The organism is Arthrobacter sp. TJ-238 (assembly GCF_058269215.1).
The window spans coordinates 428,755-447,043 of sequence record NZ_JBZCNH010000004.1 but is presented as its reverse complement, the minus strand read 5'-3'; the positions used below and the strand labels follow the sequence as shown (position 1 = coordinate 447,043).

The following is an 18,289-nucleotide window of genomic DNA, read 5'->3' as shown; positions in this document are numbered from 1 at the left end:
GGCCCGTGGGACTCGAGGGCTACCGGCCCCCGAAGAGGTGCTGGACCATCCCGCCGGTCCGCAGGGCGGGCAGCGTCTCCGAGAACAGCCACGGCTCCAGCAGGTCTTCCACGGCCACCCCCGGGAGCTCGCGTGCCGCGAGCGCGATGAAGTCGGGCGTGGTGACCGTCCCGAAGCGGTACTCCGCCGTCCAGGTGCGCAGCAGCCCGAAGAAGGCGTCGTCCCCGGCGGCGGTGCGGAGCGCATGCAGCGTGAGGGCGCCGCGCTTGTACACCCGGTCGTCGAACATGTCGCGGGCACCGGGGTCGCCGACAAGGAGGTCCTGGGGTTCCCGGGCGAGACGCTGGTGGGTGGACCGCGCATGGGCGTCCGCCGTCGTCGCTCCGCTGGCCTCCGACCAGATCCACTCGGCGTAGCAGGCGAAGCCCTCGTGCAGCCAGATGTCCTGCCAGCCCGCCGCCGTCACCGAGTTGCCGAACCACTGGTGTGCGAGTTCATGGGCGATCAGCCGCTGGGCGTCCCAGCCCTGGTGGAGGTGGTTGCGGCCGATGATCGAGAGTGTCTGCGCCTCCAGGGGGATCTCGAGCTCGTCGTCGGTGACCACCACGAGGTACTGGGGGTAGGGGTAGGGCCCGAATCGCTCCTCGAACGCGGTCATCATCTCGTGGTTCCGGGCCAGCGATGCCCGCGCGGCGGGAACGAGCGAGGCCGGTACGGCAGCGTACTGGGGCACGGGGCTCCCCTGCCCACGGGCCGCCGCGCGGGCGGGGAGGGCGACGGCGGGCCGTGCCGGATCGTTCAGCGCCACGAGGTCGTAGCGGCCGATCTGGACCGTCGCGAGGTACGTGGCCATCGGCTCCGCCTGCTCGTACACCCAGCTGGTCCGGCTCGACCTGTCGATGCGCGAGACGAGCACGCCATTGCAGATGGCCCGGTACCCGGAGTCGGTGGTGACCGTGAACCGGTAGGCGGCCTTCTGCGAGGGGTGGTCGTTGCAGGGGAACCAGGACGGTGCTCCGGTGGGTTGCCCCGCCACGAGGACGCCGTCGGTCAGTTCCTCCCAGCCGACCTCGCCCCAGATCCCGGAGAGCGGTGCGGGGTTGCCCTCGTAGCGGATGTCGAGGCGGAACTCGGCGTCGTTCGGCACCGGATCGCGGAAGGCGATCACGAGCTTGCCGGCCCGGTCCTTGAAGGACCGGATACGGACGGTGTCGGAGGTGACCTTGGTGGTGCGGAGCCCGCTGAGGTCGAGTTCGAGCTGCCGCAGTTCGCGGTGCGCGGTCAGCGTGAGGACGGCGCGGGCCGCCAGGCGGTTGCTGGCGAGCCGGTAGTCCAGGCTCAGGTCGTAGTGGCCCACGCGGTAGGAGGTGCTGCCACTGGCCGGGGTGTACGGATCCGGCGCCGGGCCTTCGGGACCACTGCTCACGCAGGATCTCCCGGACCGGACCAGAAGCTGACCGGGTTCCCCATCCAGTAGGTCCCTGCCGGGACGGTCTCGCCGCGCATCACGAGCGACGCCGGTCCCACGGTGGCGCCCGCGGCGATGTCCGCTGCGGGGAGGATCACGCTGTGGGGTCCCAGGGTTGCGCCTGCGGCGAGTTCCACGGTGTCCATGCTCATGATCCTGTCATGGAAGAGATGCGTCTGCACGACGCAACCGCGGTTGACGGTCGACCCGGGACCGAGCGTGACGAGGTCCGCCTCGGGCAGCCAGTAGCTCTCGCACCACACGCCGGAGCCGATCTTCGAGCCGAGGGCACGGAGCCACCACACGAGGGCCGGCGTGCCGCTGGCCGCACGGGCGAACCAGGGCGCGGTCACGCTCTCGATGAAGGTGTCCACCACCTCGTTGCGCCAGATGAACGAGCTCCACAGCGGGTGCTCCTCCGCCGCGATCCGGCCCACGAGCAGCCACTTCGCGGCAACGGCGCTGCCTGCAGCGACGGCGCCGAGCACCATGAAGACGACGCCGCTCAGGAGCGCCGCCATGAGGTAACCGCCCTGCCGGGCGAGCGCGTCGAAGATCACGAGGGCTGCGGCGGCGATCAGCACGGTGAGGACGACCGGCACCCCGCGGCAGAGTTCCCAGAAGGCGCGGGCGATCTTGAGGCGGCGGGGCGGCTGGAAGGTACGGCTCTGGTCCCCGGTGACGGCGAGCCGCCGCAGACGCGACGGCGGACTGCCCAGCCAGGAGCTGCCGGCCTTGGCCTTCGCGGGCGTGGCCGACAGGACGGCGACGAGCGAGTTCTTCGGTACGCGCCGTCCTGCGGAGGTCATGCCCGAGTTGCCGAGGAACGCCCGGCGCCCGATCTTCGCCGGGGCGATCCGCACGTAGCCGCCGCCCAGTTCGTAGGAGGCCACCATGGTGTCGTCCGCGAGGAAGGCACCCTCGCCGATGGTGGTCATCTTCGGGATGAGCAGCACCGTGGAGGCCTCGACGTTGCGGCCCACGCGGGCTCCGAGGAGCCGGAGCCAGACCGGGGTGAACAGGCTGGCGTAGAGGGGGAACAGGAGGTCCCGTGCCATGTCGAGGGTCCGCTCGGTGGCCCAGATCTGCCAGCCGATGCGGCTGCGGGCCGGGTAGTAGCCCTCCTTCAGGCCGATCCCCAGCAGTCTGACCGTTCCGAGGACGAGGACGGCGTTGACGACGAGCCAGAGGATCGCGGCGAGGATCACCGGCCCCGCGAGGGACGGCCAGGCCGCCGAGAGCGATGACGCCCCGCGCAATGCCGCCACGACGGGCAGCGCGGCGACTACGGCGGCCAGGTACGGGATGAGCGCGAGCGCACCCGATGCAGCGGCGAAGGCCAGGAAGGTCAGGCGCGACCGCCCCGCCGAGCGTGCGGGCGGTGCGGCGGGCCAGTCCTGCTTGGCCTTCCCCGCCCGCGTGGCGGGTGAGCCCGAGAACAGCTGGCCCGCCTTGACCGTGCCGTGCACGGCCGATCCGGGAGCGACCTCCGCGCCGGACCCGATGCTCGCGCCCGGCATGAGCGTGCTGCGCGCACCGATGACGGCTCCGGCTCCGACGGCGATGCCTCCGATGTGCACGCGGTCGCCGTCGATCCACCAGCCCGAGAGGTCCACCTCCGGTTCCACGGACGCCCCGGCGCCCAGGGTCAGCAGGCCGGTGACGGGCGGGACGGAGTGGAGGTCGACGTCGGGCCCGATGCTCGCGCCGAGCGCCCGCGCGTAGACCGGCACCCAGGGGGCGCTCGCGAGGCCGACCGCGCCCACACTGTCGGAGATCTGCTCGGCGAGCCAGAGCCTCAGGTGCACCCGGCCCGACCGCGGGTACACGCCGGGCCGCACACCGCCGAGCAGGAGGCGGGCCGCGACGACGGACAGCCCCATGCGGCCGACCGGGCTGACGAAGACGAGCCACGACGCCGCCACCCACCACCAGGACAGGGTGGGTGCGGCCGTGAGGATCCCCAGGGCGGCGAGCGCGTTGTTGGCGATCATCGCGTAGGTCAGCCAGCGCATGCCCGCGAGGAACTGCAGCGGGATGCCCATGACGGTCTGGAAGACCTGCGACTTCCGGGCAGTACGGCGCACGCTGCGGACGGGGGCGGCGGCCTGCTCGCCGCCGTCGCCCGTGCTCGCCGCGAACGCCGCGAGCGCGCCGAGCCGTGGATGCGCGTAGATGTCCGCGACGGTGATGACGGGATAGCGCCCGCGGATCAGGGACACCAGCCGGGCGGCGGCGAGCGACCCGCCACCGTGCAGGAAGAAGTCGGCGTCCTCGTCGGCGGGGACGGCGCCGAGGACGGCGGCCCACTGGTCGGCGATCCACTGTACGCGCGGATCGAGGTCCTCGAGCGCCGTCGCGTCCCCGGCCTCGCCCATGCCGGCGAGGGGCCAGGGCAGGGCATTCCGGTCCACCTTGCCGCTCGTCTTGGTGGGCAGCGCGTCGGTGACGGCCAGCAGCGGCACGAGTGCCGCGGGGAGCTGCTCCGCGAGCAGGGTGCGGAGCGCCGCGAGGTCGGGCTCGGGCTCTGCCGGGACGAGGTAGCCGACCAGGAGCTGGTTACCCGACGGGGTCGTCTGCACGGCAGCGGCCGCGCCGGCGATGCCGGGCAGGGCCTGCAGGGCGGCGTCCACCTCGCCGAGCTCGATGCGGCGGCCGCCGAGCTTCACCTGGTCGTCCGCACGCCCCATGAACACGAGCCCGGCGGCCTCGAGCTGCACGAGGTCGCCCGAGCGGTAGGCCCGTTCCCACCCGAGGGTGGGCATCGGCGCGTACTTCTCGGCGTCCTTGGCCGCGTCCAGGTAACGGGCCAGGCCCACTCCCCCGATGATGAGTTCGCCGATGCCGCCCTCCTGCACGGGCAGTCCGGACCCGTCGACCACGGCGAGGTCCCAGCCGTCCAACGGCAGTCCGATGCGGACGGGTCCCTCGCCGCCGAGGCGGGCGGCGCAGGCGACGACGGTCGCCTCGGTGGGACCGTAGGTGTTCCAGACCTCGCGGTCGTGGACGGCGAGGCGCTGTGCGAGCTCCGGCGGGCATGCCTCCCCGCCGAAGATGAGGAGGCGGACGTTCTCGAGGGAGTCGGCGGGCCAGAGTGCTGCGAGGGTGGGGACGGTGGACACGATCGTGATCCCGCGGGCGATGAGCCACGGTCCGAGGTCGACGCCGGTGCGGACGAGTGCGCGGGGGGCCGGGACGAGGCAGGCGCCGTGCCGCCAGGCCAGCCACATCTCCTCGCAGGACGCGTCGAACGCCACGGACAGTCCGGCGAGCACGCGGTCGGTGGGCCCGATCGGGTCGTCCTGCAGGAACAGGCGTGCCTCGGCGTCGACGAAGGCCGCAGCGGACCGGTGGCTGACCGCGACACCCTTCGGCGTCCCCGTCGAGCCCGACGTGAAGATGACCCAGGCGTCGTCGTCAGGGGTCGGGTCCCCCGTGCCTCCCCGGCGTCCGCCCGTCCCGGTGGTCAGCGACAGTCCCTGCCCCACGACGACGGCGGCCTGCGACTCCGCGAACACCACGCGAGCGCGCTCGTCGGGGTCGTCGGCGTCGACCGGCACGTAGGCCGCGCCTGCCGTGAGCACGCCGAGGATCGCGATGTAGAGCTCGTTCGTGCCCGAGGGGAGGCGCACACCCACGGTGTCGCCGCGCCCCACCCCGGCGTCGCGCAGGACGGCGGCGAACTGCTCGGCGGCCGTCACCAGCTCGGCGTAGCTGAGCGCGGAGGCGCCGTCGTCCAGTGCCGACGCACTGGGATGGTCCGCGGCCGTGGCGCGCAGGACGTCGAGGAGCGTGCGGGGCGTCGGCGCGAGTGCGGCGGCGGCGAACTGGGGGGCCGGTGCGGCTGCGGTCTCGGTCGGGGGTGTGGTCACGCTGGGATTCTCCCGGTGGAATATGAACGGCAGGTGACCAGCGCCGGCGGGCCGCGGGCTCCGGGGCAGTCTACCGGGGGCACGGGCCGCTCCTCCCGGCCGCGCGGCACGTCCTAGACTGGCTGGGTGAGCATTCCCATCCCCACCCCGTACGAGGACCTGCTGCGCGACGTCATGACGAACGGCGCGGCGAAGAGCGACAGGACGGGCACCGGCACCCGGAGCGTCTTCGGACGGCAACTCCGCTTCGACCTCACCGAGTCCTTCCCGCTCATCACCACCAAGCGCGTGCACTTCAGGTCGGTGGCGCTCGAACTGCTCTGGTTCCTGCGGGGCGACTCGAACGTCCGCTGGCTGCAGGAGCGCGGCGTCTCCATCTGGAACGAATGGGCGGACGACGACGGCGAACTGGGACCCGTCTACGGCGTCCAGTGGCGTTCCTGGCCTACGCCCGACGGCGGCCACATCGACCAGATCACCCAGGTGGTCGAGGCGCTGAAGACCGATCCCGATTCCCGCCGGCACCTCGTCTCGGCGTGGAACGTCTCCGAACTGCACGACATGGCGCTGCCGCCCTGCCACGTGTTCTTCCAGTTCTACGTGACGCCGGGAACCGACGGCGGTCCCGGGCGGCTGTCCTGCCAGCTGTACCAGCGGTCGGCCGACACCTTCCTCGGGGTGCCCTTCAACATCGCGTCGTACGCCCTGCTGACCCTCATGGTGGCGCAGCAGACCGGGCTCGAGCCCGGCGAGTTCATCTGGACCGGCGGTGACGTCCACGTCTACGACAACCATGTGGAGCAGGTGGCCGAACAGCTGTCGCGGGAACCGTACCCGTACCCGCGGATCGAGCTGAAGCGGAAGCCGGACAGCATCCTCGACTACACCCTGGAGGACTTCGAGGTGGTCGACTACCAGCACCACCCCACGATCAAGGCACCGGTGGCGGTATGAGCGAGGCGCGCTCGAACAGCAGCCTCAGCGTGTCCGCGGCTGTCGGCTCGCACCCGGTGATCGGCCTGATCTGGGCACAGACCGAGAACGGCGTGATCGGCAGGGACGGCGGTATCCCCTGGCACGTCCCCGAGGACATGACGCACTTCAAAGCCACCACCACGGGACACCCCGTCATCATGGGTCGCCGGACGTGGGAGTCCTTCCCGTCGAAGTCGCGACCCCTGCCTGACCGTACGAACATCGTCGTGTCGCGTTCCGGTGCCGACCTGCCGGGCGCCGTCGTCGTCGGGTCGCTCGATGCGGCGTTCGAGGCGGCGCGGGCCGCGCCAGGGTCCGAGGAGATCTGGGTGATCGGTGGCGGCCGGGTCTACGCGGATGCCATGGAGCGGGCCAACGCGGTGCTCGTCACCGTCGTCGAATCCGATGCCCACGGTGACACCGTGGCACCGTCGCTCGGTACCGAGTGGGCGCTGGCGGCGCTGACGCCGGAGTCGGGCTGGCTGGAGTCCACCAACGGGACCCGGTACCGCATCAGCCTCTGGACCAGGACATCCCGAGAGGATGCGGGGCGCTCGGGCGCGATCTGAGCGCAGGGGGACGGACAGGTCCAAGGTCCGGCTCGATCGCATCGCCGCCCCGTTGCGGCGGGGGCACGACCCCGGAAGGGACGCGCCCCGGCGGCCCGAGCGTCGGGCCGGTGCGTCCAGCCGGCGCGAGGCACAGTCACAAAGCGGCCGCTCCACGAACACACCGCCTAAACTGGGACGCATGACATCAGCACCCGAGAGCTCTGCCCTGCCGTCCGTCGGATTCGTGGGCTGGCGCGGCATGGTCGGTTCGGTCCTCATGCAGCGACTCCAGGACGAGGGCGACTTCGCCCGCGTCAATCCCGTGTTCTTCTCGACGTCGGCCGCAGGCGGTGCGGCGCCGTCGTTCGCCGAGGGTGCCGGCACGCTGCAGGACGCGTACGACGTCGAGACCCTCGCCAAGCTGCCGATCATCGTGACGGCGCAGGGCGGCGACTACACCTCCGAGGTCTACCCGAAGCTGCGCGACGCCGGGTGGTCCGGCCTGTGGCTCGACGCCGCGTCGACGCTGCGCATGGAGCAGGACAGCGTGATCGTGCTGGATCCCGTCAACCGGTCCGCCATCGATGCAGGACTCGCGCGCGGGGTCCGGGACTTCATCGGCGGCAACTGCACGGTCTCCTGCATGCTCATGGGGCTCGGCGGGCTCTTCCGCAACGGCCTGGTCGAATGGGGGACCTCCATGACCTACCAGGCGGCATCGGGCGGCGGAGCGCGTCACATGCGCGAACTCCTGAACCAGTTCGGTGCACTGCACGGGTCGGTCGCCATCAACCTGGACGATCCCGCCTCGGCCATCCTGGACATCGACCGGGTGATCCTCGCCAAGCAGCGTCACCCGAGCCTGGAGGCGTCGCAGTTCGGGGTTCCCCTGGCGGGCTCGGTGATCCCGTGGATCGACAGCGACCTCGGCGACGGTCGGTCCAAGGAGGAGTGGAAGGCCGGTGCGGAGACGAACAAGATCCTCGGTACCGAGAGCCGCATCCCGTTCGACGGGCTGTGCGTCCGGGTGGGAGCCATGCGCTCGCACTCCCAGGCGCTGACCCTGAAACTGACCCAGGACCTGCCCGTCAGCGAGATCGAGTCGATCATCGCAGCCGACAACGAGTGGGTGCGGGTCATCCCCAACACGAAGGTGGACACACTCGCAGGGCTGACCCCTGTCGCTGCCACCGGTTCGCTGGAGGTCCCCGTGGGCCGTATCCGCAAGATGGAGATGGGCCCCGAGTACATCAGCGCCTTCACCGTGGGCGATCAGCTCCTGTGGGGTGCGGCCGAGCCGCTCCGGCGCATGCTGATGATCGCCACCGGCAACCTCTAGCTGTACTGAGGGGCGGCCGTCGGCGTCCCCCGCATCCGCGGCGGGATCGGCGGGACCGGGCGCCGCGACCGTCAGGACAGGTTCGACGGAGGTGATACTGGTGTCATGGGTATGGACGACATCCTCGAGGACATCAGGGCGTTCGACGGGGTGGTGGAGGTGGCACCCCGGGACGGCGATGACGCCCCGCCGATCGCCTGGGGCGATCACTTCTTCTATTACTCGCCCGACGGCACCGTGCCGGAGAACACCCAGCCCTACGCGACGATCGTCACGAAGGACTACCCCGACGACGCTCAGTCCGACCTGGCTGCCGAGGGCCGATGGCGCCTGAACATCCACGTGGGGTCAGCGCGAGCCCGTGACCTCGTGGGTGACGGAGGTGATCCCGACTTCAGCGAGGCGGACACGATCCTGCCGCACCCGGTCTACGGCCGGCTCGGCTGGGTGGCCGTGGTGAACCCGGGGAACCGCACGCGGGCGACAGTGCTGCGACTCCTGCACGACGCGCATGAGGACGAGCGACGGCGGGCCGGCCGCCGACGCCCCTGACGGGTGCCTCCGACCTTTCCGTCGGACCCGGTCCCACGAAAAGGTCGGAGGGCGCATGCAGGATGAAGCGCATGGACCCCGTGAACGCAGACACCATCCTCCGGCGTTTCTTCGCTGCGAGCGGTCACGTACAGCATCCCGAGAGCCTGCTGCGGTACGAGCGTGTGCAGGACCATCTCCGGGACTACCTCGAGCACATCGCTGCGGCCGGGCTGACGGACGCCGAGCAGGAGCTGCTCGCCCTCGAGCGGCAGTTCGGGACCGACAGCCCCTACGTGCAGGTCATGGGCGCCCGGGACCTGCTGCACGCCCTGCCCGACTTCCTCGCGGGCCCGCAGCTCCTCCCCGACTTCCACGACCGGCTGGCGCAGATCAGCGTGGCGTCGCGCCTCGCGCAGTGGCTGTGTTCGCGGCAACTCGTACAGCGCGAGGACAGCTGGCACGACGTCGTCCTGACCCGCGCTGCGGCCGAGCAGGCACGCCGCTCCCCCGCACTGTGACACGTGCCGGCCCGCGCGGGCGGGCCGCAGCACGTGGGAGGACGCACAGGACGCATCCGCCCTGGGGCACGCGGACCCGGCCCGCCCGCCGGGCCTCCCGCGGACGAAGGGCTACAGGGCGCAGTTGATCAGTAGCGGTTCCGGCTCCAGGCGGATCCCGAACGCCTTCTCGACGCCGTCCCGCACCAGCCGTGCCACGGCCAGCAGATCGGACGCCGACGCACCTCCCCGGTTCGTCACGGCGAGGGTGTGCTTCGTCGACAGCGACGCACGGCCTCCCGCCGCCGCATGCCCGGCGTCGTCCATCAGCCCGAAGCCCTTGGAGAACCCGGCATGCTCGATCAGCCAGGCCGCACTGAGCTTCACCTGGCCGTCCGCCCCTGCCGGATACCGCGGGGCGTCCTCCGGCAGACGGTCGGCGACGTCCTGGCTCACGATCGGGTTCGTGAAGAACGAGCCGGTGCTCCGGGTGTCCGCATCCGGACCGTCGAGCACCATGCCCTTGCCCCTGCGCAGCTTCAGCACCTCACGCCGCACGTCGTTGGCGTAGGCACGTGCTCCGACGTCGATGCGCAGCGCGCGGGCGAGCTCCGCGTACCGGACGGGCTTGCTCAGGCGCCCCAGCCCCAGTTGGAACTCGACGGACAGCACCACGTAGCGCGGCGAGCCGTTCACCGTGGTGCGCTTCAGGAGGGAGTCGCGGTAGCCGAACTGGAGCTCGAAGTTGGTGAAGCTCCTGATGCGGTCCGTCTCGCGATCGTAGGTCCGCACCGTGGCGATGGTCTGGGAGACGTCGGACCCGTAGGCTCCGACGTTCTGCACCGGCGTGGCCCCGGTGGAGCCCGGGATGCCCGAGAGCGCCTCGAGCCCCGAGAACGCGTGCATCACGGTGTAGCGGACCAGGTCGTCCCAGTCGTGGCCGGCCTGGACGTTGACCATGACGCCGCCGCAGGTCGCGTCGTCGTCGTTGACCGTGAAGCCCGCGGAGCGGATGTGCACCACGGTGCCGTCGAACCCGTCGTCGCCGATCAGGAGGTTGGACCCTCCGCTGATGATGAGCAGCGGCTCCCCGGCGGCGTCGGCCGCACGGACCGCGTCGACGATGCCCTGCTCGGTCGAGGCCTCGACGAGGGTCCGCGCCGGACCTCCGACGCGTGCGGTCGTGAGCTCGGCCAGGCGCGTCCCCGTCATCGGGACCGTCACGGGAGCCTCACCACGGCCTGCGCCTTCACGAGGACCTTCTGCCCCGCGTACGTCACGGTGAGGTCGATGCGGGCGGTGGAGGCATCGGTGTCGATCGCGCCGACCACGCCGGTCACCTCGACGACGGCCCCGGGCTCGCCGGGCTGCGCCGTGGTGTCCTCGACGATGACGGGTTTGGTGAAACGCGTCTGGTAGTCGACGACGGCCGCCGGGTCCCCGACCCAGTCGGTCACGAGCTGGACGGCTGCACCCATGGTGAACATGCCGTGGGCGATCACGCCGGGCAGGCCGACCCCCTCGGCGAAGGCCTGGTTCCAGTGGATGGGGTTGAGGTCTCCCGACGCCCCGGCGTACCGCACGAGGTCCTGCCGGGTGATATGGAGCGTGGTGGACCCGATCTGCTGCCCGACCTCGAGGGTCGCTGTCGATACTGCCATGGCTACTGGTCCTCTCCGCGCACGAGGAGGGACGACGTCGTGGTGGCCGTCCGCTCGCCGTCGATGGTGGTGATCTCGGCCCGGGTGGTGATCATCGCCCCGCCACCCATGGACCGCACCTGGTCCACGTGCAGCTCGGCGACGAGCTGGTCCCCGGCGATGATGGGCCGGTGGTGGACGAAGCGCTGGTCCGCGTGCACCACGCGCGTGAAGTCGATGCCGGCATCCGGGTCGCCGATGAGCTGCGCATCGGCACGCTGGGCGACGATGATGGCGAACGTCGGCGGTGCCACGAGGTCGGCATGACCGAGAGCCGCAGCGGCCTCGACGTCGTAGTGCGCCGGGTGGGTGGCCTTCACGGCCCGGGCGAAGTCGCGGATGGCCTCGCGTCCCACGGAGTAGGTCTCTCCCGCGGGGTAGCTGCGCCCCTGCAGGTCGGGGTTGATGGTCATGGATCCTCCGATGGAAGCGGCGTACGGCAGTACCTGCGGTACGTGGGCGGTGGGCGGCACGACGGCGCGCGCCGTCGTGCCGTTCGAGGTCAGCGCTGGTCCTTGATGCGGCGCCGGACGTCGCGCGAGCGGACCACCATCCCCGCCAGGTGGCAGACCATGCCGGCCACGATGATCGGGATGCCCGTGAACACGAGGGCACCCTGGTCGGTGGCGGCACCGGCGACGGCGATGAGGATGCCGAGCGTCGTGGTCACCAGCGCGGAGACCACCAGCTTGCGGTACAGGTCCGAGCCGGTCTCCCAGGGCGTATTCAGCATGATCCGATTCTACTGCCGCGTGCGGACCCGACGCTCAGAAGAGGGCTTCCTGGACCGCGGGGACGGGCGTGCTGAACTCACCGAACCGCAGGCGCCTCCCCCTGAGCTGCGCGAGGTCCGCGACGAACGAGAGATCGGTGCCGTCGATAGCGACGACGCCCGAGGGCCCGATGACCTCGGTCACGCTGAAGCCGTGCCGTCCGCGGTCCAGCGGCTCCGGGTAGGGCTGCAGGCCGCTGCGGGCCAGCACCGCCGACCAGGCCGCTGGCGGTTCGTACTCCTCATGCACCACCTCGAAGCCTGCGACGTCCACGCCGCCCTGCAGCAGCCCCCTGGCCGCCAGGGCGGAGCCGTCGTTGAGCCGTTCGAGCTGACGCGCCGGCAGGGGTGCGCAGAGGGACGCGGCTTTCGTCCCGGACCTCACGGCCTGCTGGAGGCCGACGCTCCGCGTGACCTCGTCCTCGAGGATCCGCACGATCCGCCCGTCGTCGGCGAGCGCCACGAACTGCGCGACGACGGCGCCCTGCTCCACGAGCCGAGCCCGCTTCCTGAGGTGCGACGCCGTGCCCACCTTGGTGGAGCCGTCGGCGAAGGTCGCGACGTACAGCCAGTGGGGCTGGTCGAGGTAGCGTTTCAGACCTGCCGGCGCGATCCCCGAGCGGTGGACGTCGTGCATGAAGCGGACGTCGTCCTGGGCGAGGCACCGGCCGCACTGATAGCCCCGTTCGGCCGGGAGCTGGTCGGCGCAGGGCACCCAGGTGCGGTCGTCGCGTCCATGCACGCGATGGAATCCGAGGCAGTAGCGGCCCGTCGCCGACACCTCGAACCCCAGCCTCGTGCCCGGCGCGAGGGAGACATCACGCAGGCCCTGCTCCTCGGCGGGGGCACCGGCGACGGACCCGGAGGGCACCTCGCGCAGCGACAGGACCGGCTCGGTCCCGTGCCAGGTCACACCGCTGCAGAGATAGGTGAGGCTCACGATGCCAGCCTAGGCGCGGGCACCCCCAGTATCGGCCGGGAGCCGGCGCATCAGGCGAGCACCGTGCTGAGGTCGTACGCCGCGGGAAGCTCGAGCTGCCCGAACGTGCAGGAGCGCGCCTCCCGGTCGGGCCGCCACCGTTCGAACTGCACGGTGTGCCGGAAGCGGTCCCCCTCCATCTGGTCGTACCGCACCTCGACCACGCGCCGCGGCTGCAGCCTGACGTAGGAGACGTCGCGCGCGGAGGCGAAGCGGCTGCGCTCGGTCTCGCCGAGCTCGGCCTCTCCGTCGCTGTTCCGCAGCACGTCGGCCTCGAGCTCCCCGACGAGTTCCAGCCTCCGCTGGTCCGAGAACGCCGAGATCCCGCCGACGTTGCGCAGCTCGCCGTCGTCGTCGTACAGCCCGAGCAGCAGCGAGCCGACCCCCTGGCCGGACTTGTGCACGCGGTACCCGAGGACCACGGTGTCGGCGCTGCGGTGGTGCTTGACCTTGAGCATGCGCCGCTTGTTGGGCTCGTACGCGGCGCCCAGCGGCTTCGCCACCACGCCGTCCAGGCCCGCACCCTCGAACTCGACGAGCCAGCGGCGCGCGAGGTCGACGTCGTGCGTGATCTGCGAGAGGTGGACCGGCGCCGAGAAGGACGCGCCGACGGACTCCAGCGCGCTGCGCCGCTCGCCGAAGGGGACGCCCGTGAGGTCGTCGTCGCCGAGGGCGAGCAGGTCGAAGGCCACGAACGACGACGGCGTCTCACCGGCGAGGAGGCGCACCCTGCTCTCCGCCGGGTGGATGCGCTGGGACAGGGCGTCCCAGTCGAGCCGTTCCGCGCCGGGTTCGCCGCGCCGCACCACGATCTCGCCGTCCACGACACAGCGCCCTGGCAGGATCCGCAGCAGGGCCTCGACGAGTTCGGGGAAGTATCGCGTCAGTGCCTTCGAGCCGCGGCTGCCGATCTCGCAGGTGCCGTCCTCGATCTTGACGACGGCGCGGAAGCCGTCCCACTTGGGTTCGTACACCAGACCGCCGGGTGCACTGTCGGGTTCGGGAACGGCGTCCACGGCCTTGGCGAGCATCGGCTGGATGGGGAAGGGCAGGTCGGTCATGCCCTGATCGTGCCGTACGGGTCGTGCTCCTGGCTATCCGCGCGCTCCTGGCTGCTCGCCGGCCGTGGCACGCTGCGGCGGCCCGGAGTGGCCGGGCCGCCGGTACGGGGCAGGCGTCTACGCGGTCTGGCCCTCGTGCGGGCCCTCCGCGATCTCCTCGAGGAGCTTGTCGTTGAAGGCATCGAGGTCGCCCGGGTGGCGGCTGGTGACCAGGCCCTGGTCCACGACCACTTCCTCGTCGGTCCAGTTGGCTCCGGCGTTCTTCAGGTCCGTGGCGAGCGTGTGGTAGGAGGTGAGGTCGCGCCCGCTGACCACCCCGGCCTCGATGAGCAGCCAGGGTCCGTGGCAGATGGACGCCACGGGCTTGTGCTGCTCGAAGAACGCCCGCGTGAAGGCCTGGGCGTCCTTGTCGACGCGCAGGAAGTCGGCATTCACCACGCCGCCCGGCAGGACCAGGGCGTCGTAGTCGTCGGCGGACGCGTCGGCGACCGCCAGGTCCACCTCGAACGTCTGGTCCTTGTCCACGCCGTCGAACCCCTGGAGCGTCCCCGTCTTGGGCGACACGAGCGTGGGGACACCGCCCGCCTCCTTGATCGCGTTCCAGGGACTGGTGAGTTCGATCTGCTCGACCCCGTCCGTCAGCAGGAATGCGACCTTCTTGCCTGAGATGTCGTGTTCGGACATGCTGTTCTCCCTTGCGTAGAGCGTGCGTGTCGTACGCCTTCCAGCCTAGGAACCCGCCAAACGATAAGCAAGCTGAGTAATCGGCCCTGCAGACACCCGGGAGCGGCGGTTCAGGACCGCTTCGGGCGGGCGCGCACGTGCATCCGCTCCCCCTGCTGACCGAAGAGGCTGATGAGCTCGACGGGCTTCCCGTCCGCGCTCGCGAACCAGTGGGGTGTCCGCGTGTCGAACTCGGCGGCCTCCCCGGGGCCGAGCACGAAGTCGTTGTCGCCCAGCACGAGCCGCAGGGATCCGTCGAGGATGTAGAGCCACTCGTAGCCCTCGTGCACCTGGGGGTCGGGCTCCGTGCCGCGCGCGTCGCCCGCGAGCACCATCTTGTAGGCCTGCACACCGCCGGGGCGGCGCGTCAGCGGGATCGCGGTCATGCCGTGGTGCTTGATGGGACGCAGGTGCACGCGGGGATCCCCGGTGGGAGGCGCGCCGACGAGGTCGTCGAGCGGCACGCCGTACAGCCGTGCGATGGGCAGCAGGATCTCCAGGTTGGGGCGCCGCTGGCCCGACTCCAGGCGGGACAGCGTGCTCACGGAGATACCGGAGGCGGCGGACACATCACCGAGCGTCAGGCTGCGCTGGGTGCGCAGTGCGCGGAGGCGGGGTCCGACGGCGTCGAGCACGGCGTCGAGGTCCGATGACATACGACCATCTTGCCATAGCAGCAACAAAGATTGCTAGCCTGACGCATCCTGCGCATGCTTGATCCATCAGCACGAGAGAGAGGGATCCCATGACACCCACCAGCAGACCCCCGAAGGACCGGTACGACGTCGTCGTCATCGGAGGCGGAGCGGCGGGCCTGAGCGCCGCCGTCACGCTGGGCCGGGCACTCCGGTCCGTGGTCGTCCTCGACGACGGCCGGCCCCGCAACGCACCCGCCGAGGGTGTGCACGGCTTCCTGACCCGCGAGGGCATGAGCCCGCACGCCCTGCTCGACGTCGGCCGCGCCGAGGCCCGGTCCTTCGGTGCGACCCTCATGGATGCCTCCGCCGTCACGGCATCGCGCAGCAGCGAGGGCTTCACCGTGGGACTGGCCGACGGCGGGAGCGTGATCGGCCGGCGTCTGCTCGTCGCCACCGGCCTCACCGACGGACTGCCGCCCATCCCGGGGTTGCGGGAGCAGTGGGGTGCCGGCGTCGTGCACTGCCCCTACTGCCACGGGTACGAGATCCGCGGCCGGCGCATCGGCGTGCTCGGCACCGGCCCCCTGTCGGTCCACCAGGCCCTCCTGTTCCGGCAGTGGTCGGACGACATCACGCTCTTCCTCCACGACACCGTCTCACCGTCCGACGAGGACTGGGACCGGCTGGCGGCCCGCTCCATCCGCGTGGTCGACGGGCGCGTGGTCTCGGTGGATGCGGCCGACGGCGTCCTCACGGGTGTCACGCTGCAGGGCGGCCGTCAGATGGACCTGCAGGCCCTCGCCGTCGGGACCCGCATGGAGGCGCGCAGCGCCCTGCTCGAACCGCTCGGGCTCACGGCCCAGGAGCACCCGTCCGGCATGGGACATGCGCTCGACAGCGGTCCGATGGGGTCGACGGAGGTGCCGGGCCTCTACGTCGCCGGAAACGTCGCCAACCTGGCCGCGCAGGTGGTCGTCGCAGCGGCCGAAGGGACCATGGCGGGTGCCGCGATCAACGCGGACCTCGTGCAGGAGGAGACGGCGTGGGCCGTCGAAGGACTCCGCGGACCGTTCTCCGCCGCGCTGGAGGCGGAGGTCTCGGACCGCGTCCTCGGCGTGCGCCGGCACGGTCTGGCCGGCGATCTACCTGACGATCCGGCTGACGGTCTGGATGGCGGGGCGCATGATGGGGTGCATGACGGGGTGGCCGGCATCGCCGCGCCCGCCGCACCCGCCGGGACGAAGGCTCGGGAAGGAGTCCGCAGTGCTGGTTGAGTACACGCAGGAGTTCTGGGACGACCGCTACCGGCAGCGGCCCCGCATCTGGAGCGGCGAACCGAACCGCCAGCTCGTCGCCGTCGCGGAGGCACTACCTCCTGGCAGGGCGCTCGACGTCGGCTGCGGAGAGGGTGCCGACGCCGTCTGGCTCGCCTCCCGCGGGTGGGACGTCCTCGGCGTCGACGTCTCCGAGGTGGCGATCGACCGGGCCCGCGCGCAGGCGGAGGACCTCGACCCGTCGGTCGCGAGACGGCTCGACTGGCGTCGGGTGGACCTCCTGGCCGAACCGGACCTCCCCGCCGGCCTCGACCTCGTGTCCGCCCAGTTCCTGCACCTGCCCGAACCGGAGCACTCGAAGGTCTTCCGCTCGCTCGCGACGCTCGTCAGGGTGGGTGGCAGCCTCCTGGTCGTGGCCCACGACCCGTCGGACCTCCACTCCGGCGTGGGACGCCCCCACCAGGCTGACCTCTTCCACACACCGCAGGAGATCGCCGCGCTGCTCGACGACGCCTGGGACGTCCGGGTCTGCGAGTCCCGCCCCCGCGTCGAGCGGTCGTCGGACGGCCGCGATGTGAGGATCAGCGACGCCGTGCTGCACGCGGTGCGCATCCGCTGAGGCATCCGCAAGATCCCGGGTGGGAGTGGGTACCGCGTGCACTCCCGCCCGGCCCGTCGGTACCCTCGACGGATGCAGTGGATCACCGAGCAGTACGTCAATTTCGCCAGCGTCATCGACGACGTGACACTCGCCCAGAACCGGATGACGAGCTCCATGCCGTTCGTGTACCCGCACTTCGCCTCGATGCCCGATGCCCACCTGGGCCTCGGCTGTGCCGTCGGGTCCGTCCTGCCGACCCTCGGCGCGATCATCCCGGCGGCGGTGGGCGTCGACATCGGCTGCGGCATGGTGGCCGTGCGTACGGACCACACGGCACAGGACGTGGCGCGCCTGGACCGCCGCGCGCTGCGGGAAGCCATCGAACGGGCCGTGCCCCTCTCGGCCGGCAACAACAACAAGCGCGTGAGCGCCACGGCGCAGCCGCGCATCGACACCCTCGAACAGGACGCCCGGTCCGCCGGCTTCGACCCGGCGAGCTACGTGAAGCAGTGGCGGCTGCAACTCGGGACGCTCGGTTCGGGCAACCACTTCATCGAGGTCTCCCTCGACGAGGAGGACAATGTCTGGCTGTTCCTCCACTCGGGATCGCGGGGCATCGGGAACCGGATCGCGCAGCACCACATCAGGGCGGCCCAGGACTACTGCGCCAAGCAGTCCATCACCCTCCCCCACCAGGACCTGGCCTACCTCGAGGAGGGCACACCTGAGTTCGACCGCTACATCAGCGAGCTCCTGTGGGCGCAGAGGTTCGCCCTGCTCAACCGGGAGGAGATGATGGACCGCGTGGTGCGGCAGTTCACGGACTGGGTGGGCGTCCCGGTGATCGAGCGCGAGCGCATCAACTGCCACCACAACTACACGCACCGCGAGACGCACTACGGCAAGGACGTCTGGTTCTCCCGCAAGGGTGCCATCGCCGCCGACCCCGGACGCCCCGGACTCATCCCGGGATCCATGGGCACCCGCTCCTACGTGGTCACGGGCAAGGGCAACAGGGAGGCCATGAACTCCGCACCCCATGGGGCAGGCCGCGAATACTCCCGCAACAGGGCCCGCAAGACGTTCACCCAGGACCAGCTCCGCGCAGCGATGCGCGGCATCGAGTTCAGGGACACCCCGGCGTTCCTCGACGAGATCCCGGCAGCCTACAAGGACATCGACGTCGTCATGCAGGACGCGCGGGACCTCGTGGACGTCCGCCACACGCTCCGCCAGATCATCAACGTCAAGGGCGACTGACCGGCCCCGCCGGCGATGGGTGTGGCCGGTGATGGGGGTGGCCGC

Annotated in this window: 18 protein-coding genes; 8 read left to right on the top strand and 10 right to left on the bottom strand. The window is 71.1% G+C overall.

Annotation, left to right across the window (positions count from 1 at the left end):
- Positions 1 to 19: 19 nt before the first annotated feature.
- Positions 20 to 1,426 (bottom strand): M1 family metallopeptidase, encoded by a 1,407-nt coding sequence (locus AC4D2O_RS11035; protein WP_490907288.1) that lies wholly within the window; start codon positions 1,424 to 1,426, stop codon positions 20 to 22.
- The gene (locus tag AC4D2O_RS11030; RefSeq protein ID WP_490907283.1) at positions 1,423 to 5,340 is read right to left on the bottom strand and encodes a Pls/PosA family non-ribosomal peptide synthetase; all 3,918 of its coding nucleotides are present in this window, start codon (positions 5,338 to 5,340) and stop codon (positions 1,423 to 1,425) included. The genes AC4D2O_RS11035 and AC4D2O_RS11030 overlap by 4 nt, the downstream gene beginning before the upstream one ends.
- A 132-nt stretch (positions 5,341 to 5,472) precedes the next feature.
- Between AC4D2O_RS11030 and AC4D2O_RS11025 the strand changes: the two genes are divergently transcribed.
- The 5 genes from AC4D2O_RS11025 to AC4D2O_RS11005 all read left to right on the top strand — a co-directional run bounded on the left by AC4D2O_RS11025 (position 5,473) and on the right by AC4D2O_RS11005 (position 9,257).
- Positions 5,473 to 6,294 carry a thymidylate synthase gene (locus AC4D2O_RS11025; RefSeq protein WP_490907509.1) on the top strand — a complete coding sequence of 274 codons (822 nt, stop codon included), beginning with the start codon at positions 5,473 to 5,475 and terminating at the stop codon, positions 6,292 to 6,294.
- Positions 6,291 to 6,884 (top strand): dihydrofolate reductase, encoded by a 594-nt coding sequence (locus AC4D2O_RS11020; protein WP_490907280.1) that lies wholly within the window; start codon positions 6,291 to 6,293, stop codon positions 6,882 to 6,884. The genes AC4D2O_RS11025 and AC4D2O_RS11020 overlap by 4 nt, the downstream gene beginning before the upstream one ends.
- Before the next feature lie 181 nt (positions 6,885 to 7,065).
- Positions 7,066 to 8,205: an aspartate-semialdehyde dehydrogenase gene (gene asd, locus AC4D2O_RS11015; protein WP_490907278.1), complete on the top strand. Its 1,140-nt coding sequence runs from the start codon at positions 7,066 to 7,068 to the stop codon at positions 8,203 to 8,205.
- A 105-nt stretch (positions 8,206 to 8,310) separates the two neighbouring features.
- Positions 8,311 to 8,757, top strand: a complete 447-nt coding sequence (locus AC4D2O_RS11010) for a DUF6194 family protein (protein WP_490907274.1) — start codon at positions 8,311 to 8,313, stop codon at positions 8,755 to 8,757.
- 71 nt (positions 8,758 to 8,828) lie between these two features.
- Positions 8,829 to 9,257: a hypothetical protein gene (locus tag AC4D2O_RS11005; protein WP_490907271.1), complete on the top strand. Its 429-nt coding sequence runs from the start codon at positions 8,829 to 8,831 to the stop codon at positions 9,255 to 9,257.
- A 111-nt stretch (positions 9,258 to 9,368) separates the two neighbouring features.
- Here the strand turns inward: AC4D2O_RS11005 and AC4D2O_RS11000 are convergent, their stop codons facing one another.
- The 8 genes from AC4D2O_RS11000 to AC4D2O_RS10965 form a co-directional block, all read right to left on the bottom strand.
- Positions 9,369 to 10,448, bottom strand: a complete 1,080-nt coding sequence (locus AC4D2O_RS11000) for a UDP-N-acetylmuramate dehydrogenase (protein ID WP_490907269.1) — start codon at positions 10,446 to 10,448, stop codon at positions 9,369 to 9,371.
- Positions 10,449 to 10,456: 8 nt separating this feature from the next.
- Entirely contained in the window at positions 10,457 to 10,897 is a 441-nt protein-coding gene (locus tag AC4D2O_RS10995; protein ID WP_490907267.1) for a MaoC family dehydratase, read from the bottom strand.
- A gap of 2 nt (positions 10,898 to 10,899) precedes the next feature.
- On the bottom strand, positions 10,900 to 11,349 hold the full coding sequence (locus AC4D2O_RS10990) for an FAS1-like dehydratase domain-containing protein (RefSeq protein WP_490907265.1): 450 nt from the start codon (positions 11,347 to 11,349) through the stop codon (positions 10,900 to 10,902).
- Between the two features lie 89 nt (positions 11,350 to 11,438).
- Positions 11,439 to 11,669 carry a hypothetical protein gene (locus AC4D2O_RS10985; protein WP_490907262.1) on the bottom strand — a complete coding sequence of 77 codons (231 nt, stop codon included), beginning with the start codon at positions 11,667 to 11,669 and terminating at the stop codon, positions 11,439 to 11,441.
- 34 nt (positions 11,670 to 11,703) lie between these two features.
- Positions 11,704 to 12,648 carry a DUF2797 domain-containing protein gene (locus AC4D2O_RS10980; RefSeq protein WP_490907259.1) on the bottom strand — a complete coding sequence of 315 codons (945 nt, stop codon included), beginning with the start codon at positions 12,646 to 12,648 and terminating at the stop codon, positions 11,704 to 11,706.
- 50 nt (positions 12,649 to 12,698) lie between these two features.
- Complete coding sequence (locus AC4D2O_RS10975) at positions 12,699 to 13,748, bottom strand: ATP-dependent DNA ligase (RefSeq protein ID WP_490907254.1); 1,050 nt, start codon at positions 13,746 to 13,748, stop codon at positions 12,699 to 12,701.
- 117 nt (positions 13,749 to 13,865) lie between these two features.
- Complete coding sequence (locus AC4D2O_RS10970) at positions 13,866 to 14,432, bottom strand: type 1 glutamine amidotransferase domain-containing protein (protein ID WP_490907251.1); 567 nt, start codon at positions 14,430 to 14,432, stop codon at positions 13,866 to 13,868.
- A 110-nt stretch (positions 14,433 to 14,542) separates the two neighbouring features.
- Positions 14,543 to 15,127 (bottom strand): helix-turn-helix domain-containing protein, encoded by a 585-nt coding sequence (locus AC4D2O_RS10965; protein WP_490907249.1) that lies wholly within the window; start codon positions 15,125 to 15,127, stop codon positions 14,543 to 14,545.
- An 89-nt stretch (positions 15,128 to 15,216) separates the two neighbouring features.
- On the opposite strand from AC4D2O_RS10965, the gene AC4D2O_RS10960 reads away from it, so the two are divergent.
- The 3 genes from AC4D2O_RS10960 (at position 15,217) to AC4D2O_RS10950 (ending at position 18,244) form a co-directional block, all read left to right on the top strand.
- Positions 15,217 to 16,383, top strand: a complete 1,167-nt coding sequence (locus AC4D2O_RS10960; protein WP_490907244.1) for an NAD(P)/FAD-dependent oxidoreductase — start codon at positions 15,217 to 15,219, stop codon at positions 16,381 to 16,383.
- On the top strand, positions 16,373 to 17,002 hold the full coding sequence (locus tag AC4D2O_RS10955; RefSeq protein WP_490907240.1) for a class I SAM-dependent methyltransferase: 630 nt from the start codon (positions 16,373 to 16,375) through the stop codon (positions 17,000 to 17,002). The genes AC4D2O_RS10960 and AC4D2O_RS10955 overlap by 11 nt, the downstream gene beginning before the upstream one ends.
- Positions 17,003 to 17,074: 72 nt before the next feature.
- Positions 17,075 to 18,244, top strand: a complete 1,170-nt coding sequence (locus AC4D2O_RS10950) for an RtcB family protein (RefSeq protein WP_490907236.1) — start codon at positions 17,075 to 17,077, stop codon at positions 18,242 to 18,244.
- Positions 18,245 to 18,289: the final 45 nt, after the last annotated feature.

What these genes read in the sequence shown, in the direction of transcription:
- AC4D2O_RS11000 (WP_490907269.1), bottom strand. Translation starts at nt 10,448, where the DNA reads ATGACGGGGACGCGCCTGGCCGAGCTCACGACCGCACGCGTCGGAGGT.
- AC4D2O_RS10970 (WP_490907251.1), bottom strand. Translation starts at nt 14,432, where the DNA reads ATGTCCGAACACGACATCTCAGGCAAGAAGGTCGCATTCCTGCTGACG.
- AC4D2O_RS10950 (WP_490907236.1), top strand. Translation starts at nt 17,075, where the DNA reads ATGCAGTGGATCACCGAGCAGTACGTCAATTTCGCCAGCGTCATCGAC.
- AC4D2O_RS11005 (WP_490907271.1), top strand. Translation starts at nt 8,829, where the DNA reads ATGGACCCCGTGAACGCAGACACCATCCTCCGGCGTTTCTTCGCTGCG.
- AC4D2O_RS10975 (WP_490907254.1), bottom strand. Translation starts at nt 13,748, where the DNA reads ATGACCGACCTGCCCTTCCCCATCCAGCCGATGCTCGCCAAGGCCGTG.
- AC4D2O_RS10960 (WP_490907244.1), top strand. Translation starts at nt 15,217, where the DNA reads ATGACACCCACCAGCAGACCCCCGAAGGACCGGTACGACGTCGTCGTC.
- AC4D2O_RS10995 (WP_490907267.1), bottom strand. Translation starts at nt 10,897, where the DNA reads ATGGCAGTATCGACAGCGACCCTCGAGGTCGGGCAGCAGATCGGGTCC.
- AC4D2O_RS10990 (WP_490907265.1), bottom strand. Translation starts at nt 11,349, where the DNA reads ATGACCATCAACCCCGACCTGCAGGGGCGCAGCTACCCCGCGGGAGAG.
- asd (WP_490907278.1), top strand. Translation starts at nt 7,066, where the DNA reads ATGACATCAGCACCCGAGAGCTCTGCCCTGCCGTCCGTCGGATTCGTG.
- AC4D2O_RS11020 (WP_490907280.1), top strand. Translation starts at nt 6,291, where the DNA reads ATGAGCGAGGCGCGCTCGAACAGCAGCCTCAGCGTGTCCGCGGCTGTC.
- AC4D2O_RS11010 (WP_490907274.1), top strand. Translation starts at nt 8,311, where the DNA reads ATGGGTATGGACGACATCCTCGAGGACATCAGGGCGTTCGACGGGGTG.
- AC4D2O_RS10965 (WP_490907249.1), bottom strand. Translation starts at nt 15,127, where the DNA reads ATGTCATCGGACCTCGACGCCGTGCTCGACGCCGTCGGACCCCGCCTC.
- AC4D2O_RS10985 (WP_490907262.1), bottom strand. Translation starts at nt 11,669, where the DNA reads ATGCTGAATACGCCCTGGGAGACCGGCTCGGACCTGTACCGCAAGCTG.